Here is a 24,542-nt window from a genome sequence, read left to right on the forward strand (position 1 = left end):
TTACTTTCTATTTTATCAGATATCGCCTACAGAGTCCATAGCTTCATAGCTCAAAACAGTTCACCCACCAACCATTTGGCTATGTAAAGGGGACGGCTTTTCAGCCGCCCCACCGGTCAACGCTGCGTTAATCAGACAGGTTCATCTTCCGATTCCGCTTCATAATCCTCGTTGACATCCACTTCTTCGTCCTCGTCACCATCATCCTCCGGCAGCTGGAGCGTATCTTCATCCTCATCGTGATAATCCGCATCCGGGTCCGGCTGATTTTTCTTGGACGCAGGCTTTACGCCCTTCATCTTGATATAGAGATAACCGCCGACACCGGCTGCACCGATCACAAACAGAAGCAGCATAATCATCGGAAGCGGAGACGATTTCTTCTGCTCGCTCTCTGTTTTCTGCTCTTCCGGTGCCGGTTCCGTCTCCTGCGGCTTTTCGGTTTCCGCAGGTTCCGTGACTTCCGGCTCCTTCTCCCGATACTTGGCAGCTTCCTCTTCATCCATCAGCGCAAGCAGATCGGCCTCGTCCACCATGTTCAGGAAATGCACATTCTGGTTGCCGTCTTTATCGCGGTCGATGATCAGATAAAAGGTGTTGCCCGCCTTTGTCACCAGCGTAATGAACTGCTGGCTGGATTTATCTTCTTCCTCACCGATATCGTCCACCAGCGTCATATTTCCTTCCGGAGTCAAAGCTGCACTGGATTTCGTCTCATCCTCGTATGACATTCCACTCTGCATCAGATCCAGAAACAGCTTCAGCGCATCTTCACTGAACATGCTGCTGTCTTTTGCAGAATCCGTGACATTCAGGTACTTTCCATGTGCATACCCGGTTTTGCCGTTGAAGTTTACCTTATACCAGTCACCGCATTTTTCGACAATCTCCACCGTATCGCCGGAATGCAGATATCCGATAATCTCCTGATCCATGCCGGGACCGGAACGAAAATGCAGACTGGTGATCCCCGGCACCACCGTACCAGTCTGCTTTTGGGACTTTTCGCTGCCGATATTGTATTCTTTGCCGCCCACCGTAACGATCAGGTTCCCATCCGCATCCGTAGAGACCTCATAGCCATCCGGCAGAACCTGCATGTCCGGGTCGATTTCGATGCTGTCGGTATTGTCCGTTTTCCCCCGCATTTGTGCTTTCTGCTGCATCCGTCTCCTGTGCAGCGGTACTGACAGGCGTGTTCTTCTGCACATCATCGCCCGTATAGGCAAATGCAGTGGTCGTAAAGGTTCCTGCCGCCATCACGCTGGCAAGCAGCATTGCCATCATCTTTTTCATTCCATATCCTCCGTTTCTTTCTCATCCAGTTTCAGGTTCTCCGGGTTGGGAACCGCAGCCTGCGCCAGCTGAATGATGACTGCCAGCTGTTCCGGGGTCAGGCTCTGGGCATGTACCATTTCACAGATTTCGCTGTTTTCCTGCTCGTGGTACTTTCTGTCCCATTCCTTTCTGCGCTCCTCCCATTCATCGCGTTTCCTGCGGGCTTTCTCGCGCTCCGCAGCAATCTTTTCCAGTTTCAAGCTCATATCGTATCCTTTCCGGGCGAATAAACGCCCTATTTTTATCGAATTCTTCCCATGCAGTAGTAGTGCTGCCGCCAGTAGCTCGTCTCAATGGAAGCATAGGAAATTGGTGAGCCACAGTGGATCATCATCCCGTTGCCGACATAAATGCCCACATGGGATGCGCCACTGGTGTTGTAGGTTTTCTGGAAGAAGATCAGGTCTCCGGGCTTTGCCTCACTCTTCGGGATAATGTCGCATTTTCCCATCAGACCGTTGGCCGTCTGCCTGCCTACATTCCAGCCATTGCCGCAGTGGTTGATGACCCAGCTTACAAAACCGGAGCAGTCAAAACTGGTACTCGGCGAGCTGCCGCCCCAAACATAGGGATAACCGAGATATTTCTCTGCTTCGGTAATCATCTTCCGGAATTTTTCATCCGTCAGAGCTTCGCCCGGAATGTCGTAATCCTGGTATTCTCCGCTGGAACCCGCGCCATCCGGCGTTGCAAAGGCTATGCCTGCAAACAGGTCATCTCGATTGCCCCGGCACTCCAGTGTGACTTCGTATCGTTGCAGCTGGTCATCTGTAAGGCCGGAATTTCTTGCAACATAGTCAACGCCCCGATTGAGCAGTGTTACATTGAGGATTTTATACTCATACTGTACCGTCACCTGATAGGTGTAGGTGTGTCCGGTTCCGGTGATTGGATTGTAGCGATAGCCCACACGGGTTTCCTTCCTTGTCCGGATTTCCACCTTTTCCTCCAACTTCAGCTCATACTGCGCTTCAAAAATACTCTGGAGCCGCGCCTGCACCTGGCTTCTCGTATAGTTTTCAAATTCTACGGTCAGCAGAGATGCAAGCTCATAGGGATTGTGACCAATCTCTGCCAGATTGTAGCGATACTCGTCATAGCCCGGATGGTCGGTTTCAATGCGGTCGATTTGTTTGCGAAGTTTATCTTCCAGCTTGGTATAATCCGTCTCCACGCCTTTCAAATCTTCATCTTCTGCCGTGTAGGAAGTCCCCAGCACCACATTGCCGCCGCCATTGATCAAGACGGAGCATGACGAAACCGACCCGGCAATCACCAAAACAAGCAGTCCCACGGCTGCGATACCGATGATGATATGCGAGTGGCTCTGCACAAACTGAAATGCCTTTTCCGTTATACTGACAGTACCCTGTGCAGCTTTGGCTGTGCCAGATGCTGTGTTCTCCGCAGCGGCCGCACCTGCCTTCGCAGCGGCATACTCTTTTTTGATGGCCTGCTTCTGCCGCCATCGGGAAAAGAGATTGGAACCAGCCTGCGGATCAGACTTCATGCGTTCCGCAAAGATGGAATCTACGGCATCTTTATTTCCCTTTTTCTCCAACCGCTCCAGCTTTTTGTACTGCCGCAGCTTTCGACCATATTGGAACCGGGAACCAGCACGGGCTGCACCTTCCGCTGAGCCTTCGGTAAAATGCGCTGCCTCCACACCAGAATTATTATCCTGGTCGGCATTGCGCACACTCTGATGTGCCTTGGCTGAAAGTGCATCTGCCGCAAGATTTCCCGGCTTCTTTGGCTTTCCGCCTTTTTTCCCGGAAGCTGCTGCATTCTTTTTCGCTTTTGCTTCCTGATCTGATTTCAGCTTCTTACTGCGCATCTTAGCAAGATCGGCCTCGTGACGAATCTGCCTTCGGTGTTCCGCTTTTTTCTTGCCGCCGTCTCCCGTACTGCTATCTGCGGTTTTGCTTCTGGAATCGCGAAGGGTGTTCTCCGCACCCTCGCGCTCCTGCCGCAGCTTGTCTCCGAGATTCGGATTTTTCTTGCCAGCCATCGCTTACGCCTCCTTCGCTTCCTGCACTTCGGTTAATTTTGTCGTCATAATCCGGTACAGTTCCAGATCGGTCGGGAAACGATCAACGAACGGCAAAATCACATTTCCGTAGAACAGCAGTCCTTCGCCTTCACCGGAGTGGGTCACATAGGACAGCTGATGTGGGCTGATATTCAGCTGATCCGCCAGAATCTGACGATCACCGGCTGCTTGATTCAGCATATAAATGAAGTCGCTGTTCTCAAAAATGTTCGTCACTTCGCGGGAAGAAAGCAGGTCGTAGGGTAGGGTAAAGGCGCCTTGCCGCCGTTGGCGGTAGGTTTCCTACACCCTCCCTCGGAACCGGACTTACTCCTCTCGAAGTATCCGGCTCCCCATTAGTAATTAACGTATTGATTAGTGTCTGTGTATTCTTTCATGGCACTTGCTACAAACAACAAGCGTTTTCCGCCGCTTCTTTTTCATCACGGTTTCCCAATCAGAATTACCCAATTCGTTTAAGTTCCGTATAACGTGAACCTCATACAAATCGGCTTCTTTACACCCACATAGTTCACAAACTCTGGCATTGAGCCGTTGTCTAATAGTGGTTTTCCAGCTGAATTTCTTTCTCTGATAAATGATGTCACTCGCTTCGCCACGCTTACAATCTGCGATTTTAACAGGGCGAACACGTTTTGTTCCTGCTTTAGTTTCATAAGGGACAGACCATGTTTTCCCGTCTTTATACTGGCGAATGATTTTGCGGATACTGGTTTTGTGCTTATTAGCAATCGTCTTTAAGCAACTGTACTCCATAAGATAGCAGAAGTAGTCCAGCGTGTGATAATCACAAGCCAGATTGTAATAGTTGCATAATCCTCTTGCTTCGGCATTGTACTGTTCCACAATCTCATAATCCGCAAGGTTGAGAAGTCCGGCTCGGTGTATCGGCTGAAACTCCCCGTTTTCCTTTTGGCGAATGACTTTCTTTGCAAACATGAATTTCTCAATCTTTTCCGTATGGGGAACAGACAGGGCAACTTTCATGTGCAGGGTACGGGATTTTCTCCACGTTCCGTTTTTCATTCTGTGACCTTTGACTTCCTGATTTCTGCGGACGCAAATATCATATCCAATGAAACGGACTTTTTCGGAGCTGTGCGTTATCAGCGTCTTTTCCTCGCTTAGAGTTAATTTCAGCTCTGTGCTTAGAAATTCAGCGATTTCGGCTTTCAAGTCCTCACATTCCGCTTTTGTGCCGCACACACCTGCCAGCCAATCGTCCGCATAACGGACAAAAGTGAACTTCTTGTTGTCGGCAGGTTTGCAGGGCAGATTTCTCATAGCTTCCTTCTGTGCCCTATGCTGGTCAATCAGTTCTTGTCTTGCCGCTTCATCAGCGGTATGGTCAATCCAATAAGACAGTCTTTTTAATTCTTTGCTTGCCGCATGATATTCCGGTGTCTGATATGCAGACCTCGGCTTATCAAAGCGTTCTGCGATTTCCCGAAACTTTTTGTCCAGCTCATTCAGATAGATATTTGCAAGTATTGGAGAACAGATACCACCCTGCGGGGAACCGCTGTAAGTGGCGTTGTATTTCCAATTCTCGATATACCCAGCTTTCAAAAACTGGCGAATGATGTTCAGAAAACGACTGTCCTTGATTTTCCTGCTCAAAATCTCAATCAATTTTTCGTGATTGATGTTATCAAAACAACCTTGTATATCGCCCTCGATAAACCAGACCACGCCTGTGAAGTCAGAAGAAATCTGACGGAGTGCGGTATGACAGCTTTTACCCGGTCTGAAACCGTGGGAGTGGCTGTCAAAGACAGGTTCATAGATAGCTTCTAAAATCATTCTGACAACTTCTTGCAGGAGCTTGTCACGGAAAGACGGGATACCCAGCGGACGGAGCTTTCCGTTTTTCTTTGGAATATACTCACGCCTTACAGGATTGGCTTTGTAGGTTCCGTCCTTTAGTGACTGGATTAACTCTTTTACATAGAAGTCACTGAAACCGTCTGCGGTATCGTTGTCGATACCCTGTGCTGTTGCACCTTTGTTTGCATAAAGTTTCTGATAGGCGGCGTAGTAAATATCTTCACGAAGTAAGTATCTGTAAAGTCTTGTGAATACGCCGTCTTTGTGTTCGCTGGAACACTTTTCAATACGCTCTAAAATTTCAGATGTTGGTTTCATTGAGGTTTCTCCTCCCTTTCATTCTTACATTTTAGATGTTACTAACTGGCTCCCTTCGCCATGTAAGGGTCGTTATCCCTCTCGGACTACTATGGAGCCTCCGTTACCATATCCGGCAAATGAGCCAGACTTAGGCAATCCCCAGTTAGCACTGTGCATAGGTTAGTGAAGATTGTCGGATATGCTTTCGGTTCGTTGTGACGTGTTCTCACGCCTGTTTCATAACGTGTTGGCAGTTGTCCCGCCGTGAAAGATGACGTGACAGCGTTATGACATGGGTTTCAGGACTTTTCCCACACCTGCAAAAAACAGGAACTGGAACCTTACATTCGATAAACCCAATCTTATCCTCATATCTTCTTAACATTAGAAAACAGTCGCACCTAAGTCCTTTGGTGACTATTCCTTTTTCTGCCATGCGCTGTTCCCGTAAAGGATTTCTCCTTAGTCGGTAAGGCAGATTGTTTCGCACACTGCCGTGTGCGGCAGTACCTTAGACTGCTTTGCACAGCGCCCTATCTGGGCGCACTTTCACGTTCTGGGTGATGCCGGTGGGAATACCGCCCCATTTACGGAATCGCTTCCAGATTTCCACGCTGTAAGCCGCTGTCTGCTCCTCTTTCAAAAGCAGATGGAACTCGTCCATATAGTAGCGGGTGGCTTTACCGGCGTTACGGTTGGCGGTCACACGCCCCCAAACCTGATCCTGCACCACCAGCATACCGATCTTTTTCAGCTGCTTGCCCAGCTCCTTGATGTCATAGCAGACCAGCCGGTTATTGATATCTACGTTGGTGCGGTGGTTAAACAGGTTCAGAGAACCGGTCACATAGATTTCCAGTGCCGTTGCCACATGGTGTGCTTCCTTTTCATCCTGCCGGAGCAGTGCCTCGTACAAGTCCTGTAACACCGGCATATTCTCCGGCACCGGGTTCTCAAAATAGGTCTGGTAAATCTGATGCACACAGCGGTCGATAACCGTCTTTTCTACCGGCTGCAAGCCTTCCTTGCCGCCCACGATCAGCTCACACAGGGACAGGATAAAATCTGCTTTCAAGGCAATGGGATTATCCTCTTCTGAATAATTCGCGTTGATGTCCATCGGATTGATATACTGCGTGCTGGAAGGGCTGATTTTAATAACCTGCCCCTCAAATTTCTGCACCAGAGCCGTGTACTCGGCTTCCGGATCGCACACGATTACATCGTCATCCGTCACCAGAAACGCATTGGCGATTTCTCTCTTGGCAGAAAAGGATTTACCGGAACCGGGAGTACCAAGAATCAGCCCGTTGGGGTTCTTGAGCTTTTTCCGGTCAACCATGATCAGGTTGTTGGACAGGGCATTCAACCCATAGTACAGAGCCTCTTTCCCGGTCTGAAACAGTTCCTGGGTGGTAAACGGCACGAAAATTGCCGTGCTGCTGGTAGTCATGCTGCGCTGAATCTCAATCAGGTTCTGCGCCAGCGGCAGGCAGCTCATCAGCCCCTGCTCCTGCTGAAAGTCCAGACGGCGCAGGTTGCAGTTGTACTTCTGTGCGATGCTGGAAGCCTGAAACACGTTGGTCTCCAGCTCCTGCTCCGTCTCGCCGGTGTTCATCACCAGAAAAGTCAGCAGGAACATACGCTCATTCTGGCTCTGTAATTCCTTCAGCAATGCCTTTGCGTCCTTACCATAAGTCGCCAAATCCGACGGAATGATGTCCATATCGTATCCAGAACGGACTGCTTTCTTCTGTTCCTCAATCTTGGAACGATCCAGCTCCGTGATGGTATGCTTAATGGACTTGATTGCTTTGTTCTGGTCTACCGACTGAATGTGCATGGTCACGATCTGGCTGGATTCCATATCCAGAAAGTCCTTCAGCAGCTGATCCGACAGGTCGGAAGCTGTGATCTGGAGATAGGACATAGAACCATACATCCCGCCCATCTGAAAAATCCGGTTCTTCGGAAAGGCAAATCCGGTCGGAGCAATAAAGTCCTTTACCGACAGCCCGCTCTCCGGCAGCCACTTCCAATCGAAATTGAACCGGTCATGGTCGCCCATGTGGAACATATCGTGCATCAGATGAAGCCGTTCCTTGCCGTTCAGCAATTTTGCCCGGACACCCAAGCGTTTGAAGTTGTTCATCAGGTCGATCTCGATGTGAATGAGCCTCGGCTTTGCCTGTTTCATGGATTCCGCCTCAATGCCAAACGTCAGGTACTTCGTCTTGGTCAGGCCGTTGTTGCCCTGGGCAAGCTGGCGGCGCAGCATGGTGCTGTACTCCGTGCGCACCGGATTGAAATGATCCTTCTGGTACGGAATACACACCATCTTCTCAAAATTCGAGGCATCCGTAGCCATATTCATAAAAGAAAGCTCAAAGCGGATGCTGGAATCAAAGAAGTTCAGGAAGCTGCACCATTCCTCAAAGATAGCTGTCTGATCCTCCTGTTGTGCCAGCTGATAATTGATATCCTGATACTGGATGGTTTTGGTGTAGTAGTTGTCCGTCACACGGCAGATACCGTCCGGGAACATCCGCTGAAAAGGAATGCTCTCCTGTGCCGAATGCGGAATCGTGCGGTCCCCCCTTGCGCGGTCAATCACCGTCTGCACCTGTTTCTGCTCTGCGGCTGACAGATGAGACGGCATTCGGATGTCATCCTGCTTTTTATTCTTCGATGTCAGCTTTTCGAGAATTTTGAACAATGCGATTTACCTCCATTTCCACGTCTGCCTGCTGAACCAGCAGTGCATAGTAATTTTTTGTTTTGTAAGGCCGCGTTTTCGGCCTCTTGAACTTTGCCTCATAGAAGTGCTTTGCCACCACTTCCAGCGGCTGACCGTCTTTCTCGTACATGGCAAGAAAGAAAAGCGGCAGCATCACTGCCATCATGCCAAGTGCAGCAAGGCTCAGATTCCCGCTGGACTTGAGCAAAAAGAAAACCGGAACGCCAATCAGCGCACCGGCTCCGAAGCAGAGAATCTGCCGTTTGGTCAGATTCATAAAGACCTTGGTTTTGACCTTTGAAAGGTCACGCGGTACAGAAATATAAGATGCCACGAATCATGCCTCCTTCCTTAATGCGCTGCAAACACGGATTTTGCGAGGCTTCCCGTCTTAAACAGCGTAAATGCCAGCAAAACCGTATAGCCCATAACGCCCCAAATGCTGCTGATGATGTTATCCGAAAAGGACAGGTTCTGAATCAGAACTGCGTAGATGCCTACACAGATCATGATAAGAAACCCCTGGAATCCCAGTGCAAACAGGGAGCGCAGATAGTTTTGACCGGTATGGCTCTGCTCATGGTTTCCAAAGGTTGCGAACGGAATCGGCGCAAGGCTCACCATGAGTAGGGTAAGAACCCGGCGCCTTACCATATCACTATGGCAGGTTTCCGAGAACTCCCCTCCGAACCGGACTTACACCTCTCGATGTATCCGGCTCTCCAGATGTCAGTCTAACTTTCCTGCGTGTAACTTATCGTGACAGTCAATGCAGAGTGCCATTGTCTTGCGCTTACGCCCAATCATGGCGATTTCCCATTGTTTTCTGCCACTTAAATCTTTGAGTTTTCGTATATGGTGTATTTCAAGCGGCACATTCTCTGCGCCACACCACTCACACCTGTTTGCTTGCAGTCTTTTTATAAGGCTATTACGCCCATAATTCTCAAAAATTCTTGCTACTATATCAGGATTTCCGCTTTCTACTTTAGTGTCCCGGCGGAACCCATTATTGTAAAACAATACCTTTCCGACCTTGCCGTTTTTTCTTCGGATATTCCACAACAAAATCTTTTCCTTGACGGTACTTGCGGATAATTCTGCTGATTCGTGTCCGATATTTTCCAGCAAAGGTTTTGAGCATACTGTATCTCATTACATAGTAGAAGTTATTGAGTACAGACACGTTGTTTGCAAGTCGGTAGTAGTTATACAATCCACGGATTTCTGCGTTGTATTGGTTTAGGATTTCCAAATCGTCCAAGTGCAACAGGCGAGTGCGCCGGACAGGCTCCCAAACCTCTTTGTTTCCATTTTGTTTGTCATATTTAATCTTGAGGGCATTGTAGGAGAACAATCGTTTTACCCACTTATCATGGGGAACATAAAGTAAGACTTTTCCATTGTTTACCCGTCTGGTAGCCCCGGTTTTGGTCTTTTTGTTGTGTTCGCCTTTGGCGATTGTGACCTCATATCCCAAGAACTTCGCAGCGTCGTGTCCATGAGTAATCAATGTCTTTTCCTCGGACATTTCCAGATGGAGTTTGTCCCGGATAAAGTAGCCTACATCTTGTTTAATCTGTTCTGCGTCCTCTTTGCTGCCGATAACTCCGATTAAGAAATCATCGGCGTATCGGATATAGCAAAGCCGTTTATAGCTATCGTCCATCTGGTCGCTATACGGTATAGATTTCAGACTACGCCGAAGTTCCCGGATTTCTGCAATTAAGCCCTCTTTTTCTTCCACGCTCATTTTAGAGATATTTCTTTTAAGCCTTTGTTCTTTTCCTCGGCAGACATCCAATTTCTTCTTGAACGCAGGATTGATTTTACGGCGGTTTCCGCCGTTGAATTTCTCTGCATACTCTGCCATATAACTGTCCAGTTCGTTCATGTAGATGTTTGCCAGGATAGGGCTGATGATGGAGCCTTGCGGAGTTCCGGAATAAGTATTGTGGTAATTCCAATCCTCCATATATCCAGCTTTCAAGAACTTCCAGAGCAGACCGATGAAATATTCATCTGCAATCCGCTTTCGCAAAATAGCAATCAACACATGATGGTCTACGTTGTCAAAACAGCCCTTTATATCCCCCCTCAACGAACCACTTTGTCCCCGTAAAATATTTCTGCACATATTTGAGTGCCGTATGACAGCTTCTGTTTATACGGAAACCGTGGGAATAGTCGCTAAAGGTTGGCTCATAAATACTCTCCAAGATGAGCCGCACCACCTCCTGTATCAGTTTATCGTCGAATGACGGTATCCCCAGAGGACGCATTTTCCCATTGGATTTCGGGATATACGTTCTCCTTGCCGGGTTAGGCTGATAACTAAAATCCCGCATCTTTTCAATGAGGGCGTTTATCCTTGCCATTCCCATTCCGTCAATGGTTTTGCCGTCTGTTCCGGCTGTCATGTTGCCTGGTTTCGCCTGTATCCGCTGATATGCCAGCAGATAGAATTGTGGATTGTACAGGTTGCGGTATAACCGCTCGTACTTGTAACTCTTGTTACACGCCTTGGATTTTAGGCTTTCCAACACATTTTCAGGACTTCTCATAATGCCTCACGCACCTTTCCTTTTTATGAATTGGTTGACATCCTGCCTCCCTTCGCCATGTAGACGGCTTTCCCGCCCTCGGACTACTACGGAGGCTCCGTTGCCATGCCGGATATTCAGCGTCATCTTTCTTGGGTTTTTACCCCTTGAAATTTATCGCCTTGCGGCATTACGCATAGCCGGATAGTTCCGGCGTTCCGGTTTAGGCAATCTCCAGTTAGACACTTTGGGATAAGCGTATTGTGATGTCGGTAGTGGGTTTTCGTCCTTTTCCGCTTACTGCGGCTGGCTGTCATAAGTATCGTGCGGTCTGTGTTTACCTGTCACATTCCGCTATGACATACGGCGAATACAACCATCCTGCGCCGCCGGGTCGAGTATCCCGCCTCGGACTACCCTTAAAGCAGTTTAGCCTTGCTCCTCATTCACAATGTTGCGTCTTGCCGCTCAGTCGTGGGTAGATGGTTTTCCCAACTCGCGATTTTTCCGATACGCTATTGTCCCCCTTGTGGTTTCCCTCCGGGGTAAATCGGATGACGCTAAAGTGACGCGTTTCACGTCTTTGATACTTTTCTTTACCGGCTTGCTAAAGCCGGATTCCCAAAATGTCCGCGCACCGCCTTTGGATGAAAAGCGGCGCTTCTGGACGCGCGGTAAATTTCCACCATTCGGCCATACACGATGACAAAGATGATAGCCGACAACGCCAGCATCGTGACCTGAACCACAAAGGTCTGCAAATACAGTCCCAGCAGCGGTCCCAAGTCCATGCCTTCCAGTGTAGCCTGCATTGCTGTCAGGGTCGCATCGCTGACGGACGTACTGCCGGAAATCAGACCGCCACTTCTGGAGATCACTTGCTGCGCCACATCAAAGACAGCCATCGTGATATTGAATGTGTTCGAGATCAGAGTCACTGCCAGAAAGGTCTTAAAGACCCATTTGAAAAATGTCCACGTCTCGAAATTTGCCAGATTGTTATGCTCGATGAGCATCTGGATCAGCTCATAACAGGCGATGAATGTCAGCACCATTCCGGCAATGGGCAGGATCACGGATTCCGAGATGTTACGGATCATAGAGAAAACCGCAGGTGAAAAGTTCGCCGGTGTGGTTCCCACATCGCCTGCGATCTGTCCAACCTGCTGGTTGACCGAATCGAACATCCCTGAAAGATTTCCCATGATACCGCTGATGATCATGCTCTTGAGCCAATCTGTGATCTGTTCAAGGATACTCTGCATGAGCCGCCTCCTTCCTTACGCAAACACGCCGAACAGCTTCGCCATCCGGGACAGAAGCATGAACAGCTGTGAGAAAAGAGACAGTGCCGATGCAGTTGTAGTAAGAAACGCCATAGATTTGTCCTCCTGTAACTTGTCCGGCCTATCAGCCGTGCGATTCTAAACTGCGGTCCTGCGCCATACTTCCAACATGTGCACCTGCCGGAGAGCGCAGAAAATAGCCAGCTGCGGAGATTGCCTGCACCTGACTATGTAACAGGCAGCTTTCGCCGCCCGGTCGGAATCTTCGCTCCGACAGCCTTTGCTTAACCGAACAGACCGGAAAGCAGCGGCACCAGAGTCGTGCCGATCAGTGCTACACCGCCACCGGCCATCAGCTGTTTCATCCCCAATTAGGTGTAAAAACTCTGCTCGATGGCGGGCGGCGGCGTACAAAAAATCTATATGGTGTTGTTAAGAGAACCGTCCCGGCGGGACAGGTCAGGCAGTGACCTGTTCCACCTCCGGGATGGGTTTGAGATTAAAATGAATTTCGATAGAAATGTGTCTTGTTTTATCTTCGTCAATGCGCTCATGCACAACGATTTCTTTGATTAAGCGGTTGAGGGTGGCTGCGTCCAGCTCTGTGATGTTGGCGTATTCCTGAATGGCTTCCACCCATTGTTTTGCATCATTGGCAAGCTGGACTTCATCGGACAGCCGCTTTCTGCCCTCGGACACTTTTGTTTTAAGCTCCGTCTGCTCGGTCTGTGTCTTTTCCAGCATGGTGTTGAAATTCTGCTCACTGATACGCCCTGCAATCATATCCTCATAAAGCCGCATGACCATTTTGTCCAGAACCTCAATCCGTTCCTCGTCCCTTGTAAGGGAGCGTTCCATTGCTTCCCGCTGTTCCCGCTGCTCGGCTTCACAGGTATTGGTCAGGCGGTCGGCAACCGCTTCCCCGTCCATCAGGGCAGCTCTGGCACATTCCCGGATTTTCCGCAGCACATGGCTGTAAAGGGTGTCATAATCAATCCGGTGCTGGGTGCAGTGGTTCTTTCCAAAGGCATTGTAGGTCTTGCAGGAGTAAATCCGCTGGGGATGTTTAGCGTTTGTGTAGCGTACCGTCAGCGACTTCCCACACTCGCCGCATTTTAACAGTCCGGCAAACAGGCTGATTTCATTGGTCTGCCCCGGACGCTGGCGGGATTTCAGCTTGTTCTGCACAATGTCAAAGCTCATGCTGTCAATCAGCGGTTCATGCTGTCCCTCCACCACAATCCAGTCCTCCGGCTTCTTTTCCCCAATCGTGCCGATTTTGAAGCGGTAGTCCTTTTTCTGGGAAGCAATCGCCCCGGTGTAGACGGGATTCATCAAAAGGTCTTTGATAACGGAGAAGTCCCACATATACCGCCCGTTTTCTGGGTCTTTCTTTTCCCATTTGGTGCGGGTATTGCGAAGCCCCCGTTCCCGGTTCCACCATGTAGGGCAGGGGATTTTTTCTTTCTCCAGCCGTCTGCGGATATAGTTCGGACCATGACCGTTCAGGGCATATCCGAAAATCAGCCGCACAATCGGGGCGGTTTCCTCGTCAATGAGCAGATGGTTTTTGTCCTCCGGGTCTTTCCGATACCCAAACGGGGCAAGACACCCGGTAAACTGTCCTTTCTGCGCTTTCAGAAGATAAGAGGAATGGACTTTCTTGGAAATATCCTTGCTGTACATCTCGTTCAGGATATTCTTGAACGGGGCAATGTCGTTGTTATCCCGCAGGGTGTCGATGCCGTCATTCATGGCGATATAGCGGACACCGTTTCTTGGGAAAAAGTCCTCAATCAAATGCCCGGTTTGCAGATAATTACGCCCCAGTCGGCTGAGGTCTTTCGTGATGACAAGGTTGATCTGCCTGCGCTCAATGGCTCTCAACATTCTCTGTAGGTCAGGACGCTCCATGTTAAGACCTGTGAAGCCATCGTCCTGATAGACTGCCACAACCTCCCATCCCTGCTTTTCGCAGTATTTTTCCAGCATATCACGCTGGTTTGCGATACTGGCACTTTCGCCTTGCAGGTCATCGTCCTTTGACAGCCTGCAATAGACCGCCGCACGATAACCCCCGGCAAGTGCCGAACCGATTGTTCTGTATTCCATTTCGTTCATCATAGCCATTTACCCACACAATCCAGACGGTATCTGGCTCTTTTGAACCTCATCTTCATTATAGCCTATATCTTTCTTTTTAGCAAGATATTCTTTTTGCATTTGTCTTTCCGTATTTCTGGGAAATCAGGCTGACGAACACATCAGTGGCGTCAAGCTCCCCGTCAAATACAGTGGTCACATGAATCTCTGTTTTGTTTTTTGCCATAGGCAGTTATCCTCCATACATGAAAATAGCCAGACAGAGGGTGTCGGCAACGAAGTCCGGCAACGGACTTCAAAAGACCTTGCAAACAATCTCAATCTGGCGATGGTTACTATTTATACTTTTCTTTTATTTTTTTGTTGTTTTGGTTGTTATAAGGGAGAAAAGCCCGGAAATAAGGGGTTTTTCCCGGCAACCGGCTCGGCAACGGGATAACAACAGGGGGTGCAACGGGCTGTCCTTTTCAGAATGGAAGCTCCATCTGTTCTGTGACCTCCACAAAACCGTCCATCGTTTTTTCAGACGGGTTGCCGGAGTCCGTTGCCGGGTTTTCACGCTCCCAGCCCTTTTGTCTGCCATATTCGGAAAACATCCTTGGGTTTGGGAAGTACCGCCAGCTGGAAATGCACTGGTTCATAATCTCGTTGATTTCCCGGATTTCCCATTGCTTCGGCTCGTCAAAAGCATGGTTCAAGGCTTCCTTATAGAGCTGCTTGGAGCAGACCATGCTCCCGGTGTATTTATCAAGATACGCCTGTATCATCCCGGCTTTGGTGTCCTCCGGCATAAAATCCCGCTGGTGTTCTTTGAGATACCGCTGCATGGCGGGGCTGAAAGCCAGCTTGAACCTGCCGCTTTTATAAATCTCCATCGCTTCCGCCCACATCTGCCCGATATAGGCTCTGGAAGCGGCTTCATCCTCCAAAATGTGAACTTCCGCCTGCTCCGGGTACACCATGACCGGGATAAAGCGGCGGTTGCCGGAACGGTCAAGGGGCAGGAAGTCAAGGGCATTGGAAGTGCCGCCAAACACGCACTGACGGGGGCGGTCTGCCGGGTGGGTTTCATAAGGTATCTTGTAGACCTCTTTCTGCCGGCTTAAAAATGACTTGATTTCCTCAATGCTCTTGGCGTTGGCGGTTGCCATCATTTCCGACATTTCAATAATCCAGTGACCTTGCAGCTTGCGGTACACATTGTCATCGTCCAGCTTCCGCAAATCATCGGAGAACCACTCGTCCCGGACTGCCAGCAGCCGGAAGAAGGTGGACTTTCCAGCCCCCTGACCGCCTACCAGACAGAGCATGATTTCAAACTTGCACCCCGGCTGAAAGGCTCGTGAGATTGCACCCAGCAGGAACAGCTTCAACGCTTCATAGGTGTAATCGTCTGCGTCAGCCCCCAGAAAGTGCCGCAGGCAGAAGCGGATTCGCTCTGTCCCGTCCCACACAAGGGTATTGAGATAGTCCCGGATGGGATGGTACTTGTTTTCATTCGCCACAATCCCGATGGCGTTATCAATCTTTTTCTCATTGGTAAGCCCGTAGGTTTCTTCCAGATAAAGAAGCAGATACTTCATGTCCGTATCGTTCAGGGCGGTGCTTTCTCTGTGAAAACCGATGGGCTTTATGATGTCCTTGCGGTCAGTCAGGATGTTGTATGCGATAGCCCCTGAAAGCAGAGGGTCACGTTGGAATACGGTCAGGCAGTTCCGTATGCTCTGACGGACACCGCCTTTCTCGGTGGTTTCCAGCCCCGCCTTGATTTCCTCAACGCTCTGGGGCGGCTGCATGGCGTTCATAGTGTTTTTTAGTTCTTGCTGCGTCTGCGGCTGCAAGTTCTGCCATTCGCTGTTCAAGCTGTATCACATCCTTTCCGTAGTCCGTAATCAAATCCGCTTTTTCCTCTGTTTCCCCGAACAGCAGCACATCCAGCAGATATTCCACTTGGGCTTGCTTCTGTAAGGCTTCCACAAACCGGGGATGAAAGGCTTCCTCCGGGGAGTGCGGGGCGTAGTCCGTTCTCCATGCCATCAGCAGATGGAGATAATCGGCAAGAATACGGAAGCAGCGATTCTTTGCTTCCTGAAACTGTTCCTCCGGGGATTTCTGCCGGGTCTTGGGCTTTTTTTACCTTTCCCGGCGGTTTCCAGTCCTCATAGGAAAGCCCGAAGTCCTGTGCCAGCTGTACGGCGGCTTCTTTCTTTCCCAGCCCATACAGGGCGGCGGCAAAATCAATCACATCCCCATCCGCACCGCAGCCGAAGCAATGGTAACGCCGATCCAGCTTCATGCTTGGGGTTTTATCGTTATGGAACGGGCAGCAAGCCATCCCGTTCCGACCTACATGGATTCCATAATACTCCGCAGCCTGTCTTGTTGTGACGGACTGCTTCACAGCTTCGAATACATTCAAATCTATCCCTCCTTGAAAATAAGAAAAGCACCTGACATTCTCTAATTGAAAATGGCAAGTGCCTGTTAAAGTTCCATATCCTGTTGTCTGTGTTTCTCCTGTGCCGGGGCGGTTCTTTGTGCTTTTTTCTCGTCAGTCTTATCCTGCAAGACTTCTTTGATGGGCTGCTTCTTGGGCGGCTCTTTGCTTTCCTCTGTGCCGGGTGTGGCTTTCCGTACCCAGTAGCGGATGTCCCGCAGCTTCTTCAAATCCTCCTGTACCTCGGTCAGTGGTACTTTCAGCTCTGCGATTTCGCTGAGAAGCGTTTCCTGCTCCTGTTGCAACTCATTTTTCGTTTTATCCTTATCGTCCGGGTGCTTGGCAAGGTAGTCAGCGGCTTTCTCATACCGGGCAACCTCCGGGTGTTCCTGTTTGAATTTCCCCTTTATTTTCTTAAAAAATATCTTCTGGTACTTCTCATAGACAGCCTTACATTCCTTGCAGTCTGTCCGGCTGGCAAGAATCCCGTCAATCACTTTGCTCCGGGCTTCCTTTGGCTTCATCTGATTGCGGTAATCTGCGGCTGATTTCCCGGAAGATTCCAGAAACGCTTCTAAGTCCTCCACAGTGGAAAGCCCCTTTTGCCGGAGATAGGACAGGGCTTCGCTGACTGCCTTTAAGTCCTGTGAAGTTCCCCGGTTCTGTCCAGCCCTTGTCCAGTCCTTCCGTTCTTCCTTTCGTATCTCCATATACTTCATCAGCAGATTGGGAAGAAGTGTCGCTTCCTCCGCCGCCTTTTGTGCAAGCAGCTCCTTCCGTTTTTCTCCCAGCTCGGTAATCCAGCCTTTGAGGTTTTGGATAAGCTGCCGGATGGACTTCATCAGGCGGTTGGCGGCTCTGATTTCCCGGTTCAGGTTGCCGATATTCGTCTGGATACCTCGCTTTTCCATCTGCCGGACAGCAGTCCCCTCATGGACAGTGGGGACTATATCAAGCCCCCTGTCTGGCATAGGAACGCAAGTCCACACGCTCCGGGCGGTCATTGGCGTCCAGATAGCGGTTCTGGATAACCTCCCATTCATGCCGCCAGATTTCACAATACTTCTGGTCGTTCCAGTCCACCGTATCCTCCTTGTGGCTTTTCCATCTGCCGGACGGAAGTTTGATCCGTTCCCCATTCTCGTCAAGGTCATAAACCTTGCGGCTCTTGGGAAGCCATTTCCCATGTTCGTCCATTGCCCTCATAGTGAGCAGGACATGGGCGTGGGGATTGTGTCCCGGCGGATGGGGGTCATGGATGGCAAAGTCAACAATCATTCCTTTGGAAACAAACTGCTGCTCACAAAACTCCCGTACAAGGACAGCGTACTGGTCGGGCGGTATCTCTCTGGGAATGGTAAGCACCCACCGCCTTGCAAGCTGGGAGTTCCATTGCTTTTCCACCGCTTCGGCGGCATTCCATAAAGTATTGCGGTCTGCATATTCCTGTGGAGCATTTGCCGGGAGCAGGATTTCATTGTGGACGATACCACGCTTTTCCGGGTAGTGCTTTACTTGCTGGTCGTATTCACAGAACAGCTTTTCGCCGCTTTGGTAAGCAGCGGCGGCAACCGCAGACTGCCGCTGGCTGCGCTGAACAATCGTGATTTCGTTGTGTGGACAAGGCATTTCGTGTCCCTCCTTTCGCTAATTGGTGGATGGGGTGGCGTTTTACCACCTCATTTTGGGCAGAAAAAAAGCAGGAGACCTTTTTCAGATTTCCTGCTCGGTGTGCCACTGTGTGAGCGGCGGGTATTTAGTTGTAAAAGTTCGGGACAAGTTGACCCGATGTAAAGCTAACAAACTGGAATTGCACCAAAACAATCTAAGACAACAACGCTGCCCTACTTGCGATTTTTTTCTTGTACTGCGGAAACAGTTTCTTGAATGGAATAAGTGGTCGTATCTATAACATTCGATTCATATATTCCCAGATTGCAAAATTGCTCCCACATGGTTTCTACCAATTCGATATTTGTCTTTCGGTCTAACTTTGAGCGTTCAACAGCTCGCTTCAAGGTTTCTTCCTTACTTGCCCTTAAAATAATATAATGCACCTCATAATGTTCCCGAACAAGACTTTGCCACGGCTTTAAAAACCACGGTCCGATAATACCGTCAACAATTACATCATATCCACCACGAGCATATCGCTTCGCAGCTTCTAAAAACGCTTCAATGACAATCAAATTTTGCTCATTTGATTCTGGCAAATGCGGTGGTATTGCCCCTTTACTCAAATAATGATAAAAGTCATCTGTGTGCATATGCACAGACTTTTCCAAATCTGATTCTTTTGCAACAGCAGATGCCGTTGTAGTTTTTCCTGTCCCCGGCGCACCTGTGATTACAATAATTCTACCTTGATTCATCTATATTTTACCTCCACAAATTACGATTTTCTTAATTCTACAAACTGGAATTTGAGTCTCTGTAAAGCTGGAATTAACCCATACAATTATTTTAATTTAGAGGTTCTTACGCAATTATCCGTATTTTGTAATTTTTCAATACTGGAATGCCAGTGTAAATCAGCATTCTCCATTTTTATTAAAGCGAAAAACGTAAAATTGCGGAAGAACCAATTTAGATATTCACAATTTTACTTGCCACAGTATCTCGAAAAACACTGTCATGTTCTACCAGGAGCATGGTCGGGGCAAACTCCGTTATGAGTTGTTCAATCTGCATACGTGAGTACACATCAATAAAGTTGAGCGGTTCATCCCATACATACAAGTGTGCCTTTTCACAAAGGCTTTTCGCAATTAGGACTTTCTTCTTTTGCCCGCCAGAAAAGTCTTTAATATCCTTTTCAAACTGTACACGCTCAAAGTCCATTTTCCTAAGAATTGCCTTGAACAAACTTTCATCAAGGTTGTTTTCTTCTGCAAACTCGGAAAGGGTTCCACATAAATACGATGTATCCTGTGGCACATAAGAAATTACAAGCCCAGAGCCAAGTGTTACTGTACCCGTATAATCTATGGACTGCCCGACTACCAACTTTAACAGGCTACTTTTGCCACTGCCGTTCTTTCCATCAAGCACAATGCGTTCTCCCTGTCTTATTTCAAACGAAACGGGTTCACAAACTGAAATGCCATCATAATAAACTACTACATTCGATAATGATGCAAGCAAATCTGTATGGTAATTAAGCGGTTGTATCTTGAGGGCTTCTGCGGTTTCCATATTTTTCAGCAATGCTGATTTTTGTTCGATTGTCTGTTGTTGTCTCGCTTCTATAGATTTTGAACGCTTCATCATTTTGGCGGCTTTATGACCGACATAACCTTTATCTGCTGCCCCAATTTTGGAAGCTTCTACACGTTCAGACCATACTGCAGCGCGTTTTGCCGACTGCTGTAATCGTCTGATGTCCTTTTGCAAACGTTCGTTCTGAGCCAGTTCAAATTCTTGCTGTCGCTCAAAATTTGACATCCATGATGAAAAGTTTCCTCTTTGCACTTCGATATTCGCTCGGTTAATCGATAGAATATAGTCAACACAATCGTCAAGAAAGCGACGATCGTGAGAAACTAAGATGAATCCCTTTTTCTTTTTCAGATATGCCGCCACACTTTTTCTCGCTTTGGCATCCAAATGGTTGGTAGGTTCATCAATCAGTAGGAAATGCCCTTCATTAAGAAAAAGAGCGGCAATCAAAACCTTTGTCTGCTCTCCGTTGGAAAGTGTTTCAAAAGGTCGCCAAAGCACATCGACATCAACATCAAGATAAGAAAGTTCTCGCATAAGTTCCCATTCTTCCGCAAGTGGGCAAATCTCCTGCAATATATCCTCTGTAATACGATTCTTATCTGAAACGGGATAAGGAAAATAATCAAACTGTACGGATGATAGGATTTTTCCACTATACTCATATTTCCCAAGCAGAAGATTCAGAAAGGTTGTTTTACCTCGTCCGTTTCTGCCCACAAAACCAAGCTTCCAATCGGTATCAACCTGGAAACTGACATTTTCAAAAACATTATCATAACTTGTCGGATATGAAAACGTAAGGTTTTCAATTTTAATCATTGACATAAATATTATCCTCCTTTGCATGTCATACGATACAAAGTCGGTTCGGTGAATGTTTACTACGTATAGATTTCACCAAAAGGAACCGACACTATACGGAGTGAATCATGTGTAACTATCTGTTCTGCACTATTCATAAAGCACCTCCAAAACAAAATAAGAGCCACAAGAAAGTTTATCCTTGCAGCTCGTCATAGCATAAAATAACACCACTAAGCAAAAGTGGCAACAGCACTATATTGAGTAAGATAGACATATAACTTTCTTGCAATAGACACAATAATGCCAAAGTATAGCACTACCGCATATTTTGATTTTATTTGCAAGAAAAGTTAATCATCTTCCCACCTCTTTCTAAATTTCAAAATATTATACCATAAATCGCAGGCAAATACAAGTGGTTATAAAAATTTAACAAATCGCTTATAATACAATCATATAACTTTACGCATTCCTTACTGACCGTAAAATCCCGATTGAGATTTCACCTGTTTTAAGAGATTTAATAACTGTTATATTTTGTTATTAAATTCTCTGTAAACCCTTGAAAACACTGGATTTGTCGCAGGTGAGCTTTCCCTTATTGTTTCCCTTGTGTTATATCGTCCCACCAGTGTTTACGAACTCTGATAAGGGCAAATACAAGGGCAAGAAAATCCTATAAAACAGTATAACACAAAATAAAAGTGACATGGTGAACTGATTGAAATGCTTCTGATTTTTGAAACAAATGATTGATTTAACGATAAGGAGATTTGATACGATGAAAACAATATTTGCAGAATACAATCCACAATGCAACAGTATTGATGTTTATACCAGTGCCGGCTATATGCTTCGCATTGACTGCTGGGAAGCTGAAAAGAAATTAAAGACTACACCTGGATCAGACTGTGCATTAAACGCACTCGCCATTGATGCTCCTCTTGAATATGCAAGATTATATCTTGATGGAAATTTGCAGATGTGGGTAGATGCGGAAGACTCCTTGAAAATTTGATAATCTAACATCAAAAATGAGTTGTGCAAAGAGAGAAGAGAAACTATATATCTCTCCATGCACAGCTCACAAAAAATTTATACAATATCCATTCTTATTTCATCAATAATACTTTTATCCCTTAACTTGTGAATTTCAGTTCGTGTGATAAAAAACACAATTCCTATAAAAACAAATATACCACAAAATAATGCCGCCCACGGAATATGATACAATACCGGGAAAGCCTTCCGAATAGATAAATTAATTAAAAATGGAATGGCAATTCCAAGTATAACTCCCGGAACAAGTGCATTTACAACACAAAAAACACTTTCACTATATAACATCCTGCAAAGTGATTTATTTGTCATTCCAACACTCTTTAATACTGCAAACTCACGGCTTCTGATTCTGATATTTGTCGTCAGCGTACTAATTACACTTGTAAATCCCATGAGAACGAGCAGGATAACAAAGCCATACATCACAATTTCAGCAAGAACTATAGCTATATTGAGCATTTTAATCATAGCATCTGTGCGGGCAATTCTCACGGTATATCCCTGCTCTACATAAGAATCCTCTGCCACAATCGGAAAATATTCATCCATGACACTTCTGGCATATTCTGTATAATCATCTTCATCTGATGGCATACTAAACCAGTCAAAACTCCTCGCATCGGCATCAGGTACGACAATTCTGACCGGATATGGTGTCATTTCCAAAAAACCATATTCCTTTAAATCGGACTGTTCTAAAATACCTCCGATTGTAAGTGTGTTCTTCTCATTGGCTGCGTTTATCAGGGAAATCTGTGTCACATCATCTTTAAAAGGTTTTATCGACACATACTCTCCATTGTCATTATATTGGTAAGTGTTCAGCAGAAGAATACTTCCATATTCTGCGCCTGCCCTGTCACACAGTTTTTTATAGAGTTCATCATCAACGGACACGATTTCTGTCCTTGTTTCCCCATTATCATCAGAAAATTTCGGAACCTGCAGCATATTCTCTGTTAATGTATTTTTATCTAATAGCGCATTGTAAGTAAAAGTATCTGCTCCAACACCATATACGTCTATTCCGTACTTTTCCAGCTTTTGTGTAATTTCATTATATTGGTCTGATGTAACAGGTCGGCTGATTTTTCTCTCTTCTTTCCCTGTTTTCGCATTTACCTCGATATCATAATTGGAAGAATAATCCACCATCATTTCTTTTGATTTTGGTGTCATCCATTCTTGGAATTCCTTTGCCTGACCGGATAATCCTCCGGTTAACAGAAAAAGTAAAATCCCAAGTGACAATGCACGTATCGTTGCCTTATAGCCGTATTTGTTTCTTTTCATGTTTTTATAGGCAATTGCAGACTCACATCCAAATATTTTTTGGATAAAGCTGTCTTTTACTTGGATCTCTTTCAAAACTGTACCTGCTCCAATCCCTTTTACACACTGGATAGCAGTAAATTTACCAACCTTTTTAGCTGGTCTGTATGCAGAGAATAATACAATGCAAAACGAAAATACACCTGCAAACAAATATGTCCACACAGATATATGAAAGAGCAGGGAAAGGGTAAAAGGTCTCATAATAATTTCTTTTGCAGCATCATTGATATCGGAAATAAAATGTCCTGTAAATTTCACACTAATATAACCAAGTATAGTTCCTGCAATGAGTCCAAGCGGGATGGCTGTCAGACTAAGCCATAAACTCTCATAGATAACACTTGCCCTTATCTGTCTGCCTGTTGCACCAACACATTTTAAAATACCAAACTCCTGAATCCGCTTATTGGCACTAGCAGAAAATATATTGGATATTACAGTAATCGACATTGCTGCAATAAGAAGACCTAAAAGCAGTGCCGGTATTGCAAGCATGAGAGAGTATGCTCCTCCATATTCTCCATAATCCGAACCAAGGAAATCCGTAAGCATCTTATTTGCGCTTGTCACAAAGCACATTACAGTTGTAATAAGTGATGTTGCAAGTGCGATTGCAAAAATTCCTGCAATCGTTCTTTTTTTATTCACTTTCATCTGGCTTAAGGCGAGTTGTGCTGTTATTTTCATTACTTCATCACCTCGTCTTTTATGATTTTTCCATCTCCGATCGTGATGATTCGGTTCGCCTGCAGAGCTATCTTTTCGTCATGTGTGACAAGAAGAATCGTCTGCTTATACTTCTGATTGGTAAACTTCAAAATATCCAGAATCTCTCTGCTTGTTTTACTATCAAGATTTCCGGTCGGCTCATCTGCAAGAATAAATGCCGGCTCGTTTATAAGTGCCCTTCCTATGGATACTCTTTGCTGCTGACCTCCTGACATTTGCCCTGGCAGATGTTTTGCTCTTTTCTCAAGCCCCAGCATATTCACAATCTCAGAAAGCCGTTCCTTATTCTCTTTTCTTCCATCTAATTTCCATGGCAGTACAATATTTTCCTCCGCAGTAAGAGTTGGAATCAGATTATAAAACTGATACACAATTCCCAGATTTCTTCTGCGGAAAATTGCAAGTTCATCCTCACTCATTGCTTGTATCTCATTTCCATCAATGATAACCGAACCGCTTGTTGGATAATCGATTCCACCAATCATATTCATAAGTGTCGATTTCCCGGAGCCGGATGCTCCGATAATTGCTACAAATTCTCCTCTTTCTACCGAAAAAGACACATGATCCAGCGCAATCACTTCAGACTCACCTTCACCATATTTCTTTGTTAATTCCTTTACTTCTAATACAGCCATTGCATTTCTCCTTGTTTTGCGGAGCAAAATCCGAACCTTTTGTTAGAAGAGGTCTTTACTCCTTTTTTCAAATACCATCCTAGCAATGCAAAATGACTGTTCTGTGACAAAAGAAATTATTATTGTGA

The 24,542-nt window shown here is 46.8% G+C and carries 13 protein-coding genes and 9 pseudogenes; 1 reads left to right on the forward strand and 21 read right to left on the reverse strand.

The window, feature by feature from the left end; all coding sequences use genetic code 11:
* Positions 1-131 precede the first annotated feature (131 nt).
* From RJD28_15120 to RJD28_15210, 19 genes and pseudogenes are all read right to left on the reverse strand, one after another.
* Entirely contained in the window at positions 132-1,148 is a 1,017-nt protein-coding gene (locus tag RJD28_15120; protein ID WNV57527.1) for a DUF4366 domain-containing protein, read from the reverse strand.
* Positions 1,075-1,296, reverse strand: a complete 222-nt coding sequence (locus RJD28_15125) for a hypothetical protein (protein WNV57528.1) — start codon at positions 1,294-1,296, stop codon at positions 1,075-1,077. Before RJD28_15125 ends, RJD28_15120 begins: the two co-directional genes overlap by 74 nt.
* A complete protein-coding gene (locus RJD28_15130) occupies positions 1,293-1,544 on the reverse strand; it encodes a DUF4315 family protein (protein WNV57529.1) in 252 nt (83 codons plus the stop codon). The genes RJD28_15125 and RJD28_15130 overlap by 4 nt, the downstream gene beginning before the upstream one ends.
* 35 nt (positions 1,545-1,579) lie before the next feature.
* Entirely contained in the window at positions 1,580-3,349 is a 1,770-nt protein-coding gene (locus tag RJD28_15135; GenBank protein WNV57530.1) for a C40 family peptidase, read from the reverse strand.
* Between the two features lie 3 nt (positions 3,350-3,352).
* Positions 3,353-3,628 (reverse strand): annotated as a pseudogene (locus RJD28_15140) (conjugal transfer protein TraE).
* 117 nt (positions 3,629-3,745) lie between these two features.
* A complete protein-coding gene (locus RJD28_15145; protein ID WNV57531.1) occupies positions 3,746-5,536 on the reverse strand; it encodes a reverse transcriptase domain-containing protein in 1,791 nt (596 codons plus the stop codon).
* A 529-nt stretch (positions 5,537-6,065) separates the two neighbouring features.
* Positions 6,066-8,177, reverse strand: a pseudogene (locus tag RJD28_15150) (ATP-binding protein).
* Between the two features lie 19 nt (positions 8,178-8,196).
* Positions 8,197-8,589, reverse strand: a complete 393-nt coding sequence (locus tag RJD28_15155) for a PrgI family protein (GenBank protein WNV57532.1) — start codon at positions 8,587-8,589, stop codon at positions 8,197-8,199.
* A 17-nt stretch (positions 8,590-8,606) separates the two neighbouring features.
* Positions 8,607-8,882: pseudogene (locus tag RJD28_15160) on the reverse strand (hypothetical protein).
* Positions 8,883-8,984: 102 nt separating this feature from the next.
* A pseudogene (locus RJD28_15165) lies at positions 8,985-10,819 on the reverse strand (reverse transcriptase domain-containing protein).
* Between the two features lie 653 nt (positions 10,820-11,472).
* A pseudogene (locus tag RJD28_15170) lies at positions 11,473-12,063 on the reverse strand (CD0415/CD1112 family protein).
* Between the two features lie 305 nt (positions 12,064-12,368).
* A pseudogene (locus tag RJD28_15175) lies at positions 12,369-12,452 on the reverse strand (Maff2 family protein).
* Positions 12,453-12,543: 91 nt separating this feature from the next.
* The gene (locus RJD28_15180) at positions 12,544-14,214 is read right to left on the reverse strand and encodes a recombinase family protein (GenBank protein WNV57533.1); all 1,671 of its coding nucleotides are present in this window, start codon (positions 14,212-14,214) and stop codon (positions 12,544-12,546) included.
* A pseudogene (locus tag RJD28_15185) lies at positions 14,215-14,413 on the reverse strand (hypothetical protein).
* Positions 14,414-14,654: 241 nt separating this feature from the next.
* Entirely contained in the window at positions 14,655-15,992 is a 1,338-nt protein-coding gene (locus RJD28_15190; protein WNV57534.1) for a virulence-associated E family protein, read from the reverse strand.
* A pseudogene (locus RJD28_15195) lies at positions 15,961-16,606 on the reverse strand (CHC2 zinc finger domain-containing protein). Before RJD28_15195 ends, RJD28_15190 begins: the two are co-directional and overlap by 32 nt.
* A 65-nt stretch (positions 16,607-16,671) precedes the next feature.
* A pseudogene (gene mobQ, locus RJD28_15200) lies at positions 16,672-18,253 on the reverse strand (MobQ family relaxase).
* Between the two features lie 215 nt (positions 18,254-18,468).
* Positions 18,469-18,996 carry an AAA family ATPase gene (locus tag RJD28_15205; GenBank protein ID WNV57535.1) on the reverse strand — a complete coding sequence of 176 codons (528 nt, stop codon included), beginning with the start codon at positions 18,994-18,996 and terminating at the stop codon, positions 18,469-18,471.
* Between the two features lie 214 nt (positions 18,997-19,210).
* On the reverse strand, positions 19,211-20,671 hold the full coding sequence (locus tag RJD28_15210) for an Lsa family ABC-F type ribosomal protection protein (protein ID WNV57536.1): 1,461 nt from the start codon (positions 20,669-20,671) through the stop codon (positions 19,211-19,213).
* Between the two features lie 760 nt (positions 20,672-21,431).
* On the opposite strand from RJD28_15210, the gene RJD28_15215 reads away from it, so the two are divergent.
* On the forward strand, positions 21,432-21,668 hold the full coding sequence (locus RJD28_15215) for a DUF6061 family protein (GenBank protein ID WNV57537.1): 237 nt from the start codon (positions 21,432-21,434) through the stop codon (positions 21,666-21,668).
* Between the two features lie 77 nt (positions 21,669-21,745).
* On the opposite strand, the gene RJD28_15220 is transcribed toward RJD28_15215, so the two are convergent.
* On the reverse strand, positions 21,746-23,734 hold the full coding sequence (locus RJD28_15220; protein WNV57538.1) for an ABC transporter permease: 1,989 nt from the start codon (positions 23,732-23,734) through the stop codon (positions 21,746-21,748).
* A complete protein-coding gene (locus RJD28_15225) occupies positions 23,734-24,414 on the reverse strand; it encodes an ABC transporter ATP-binding protein (protein ID WNV57539.1) in 681 nt (226 codons plus the stop codon). Before RJD28_15225 ends, RJD28_15220 begins: the two co-directional genes overlap by 1 nt.
* Between the last annotated feature and the right edge of the window lie 128 nt (positions 24,415-24,542).

This window comes from Oscillospiraceae bacterium NTUH-002-81, from assembly GCA_032620915.1.
Classification (GTDB): Bacteria; Bacillota; Clostridia; order Lachnospirales; family Lachnospiraceae; genus JAGTTR01.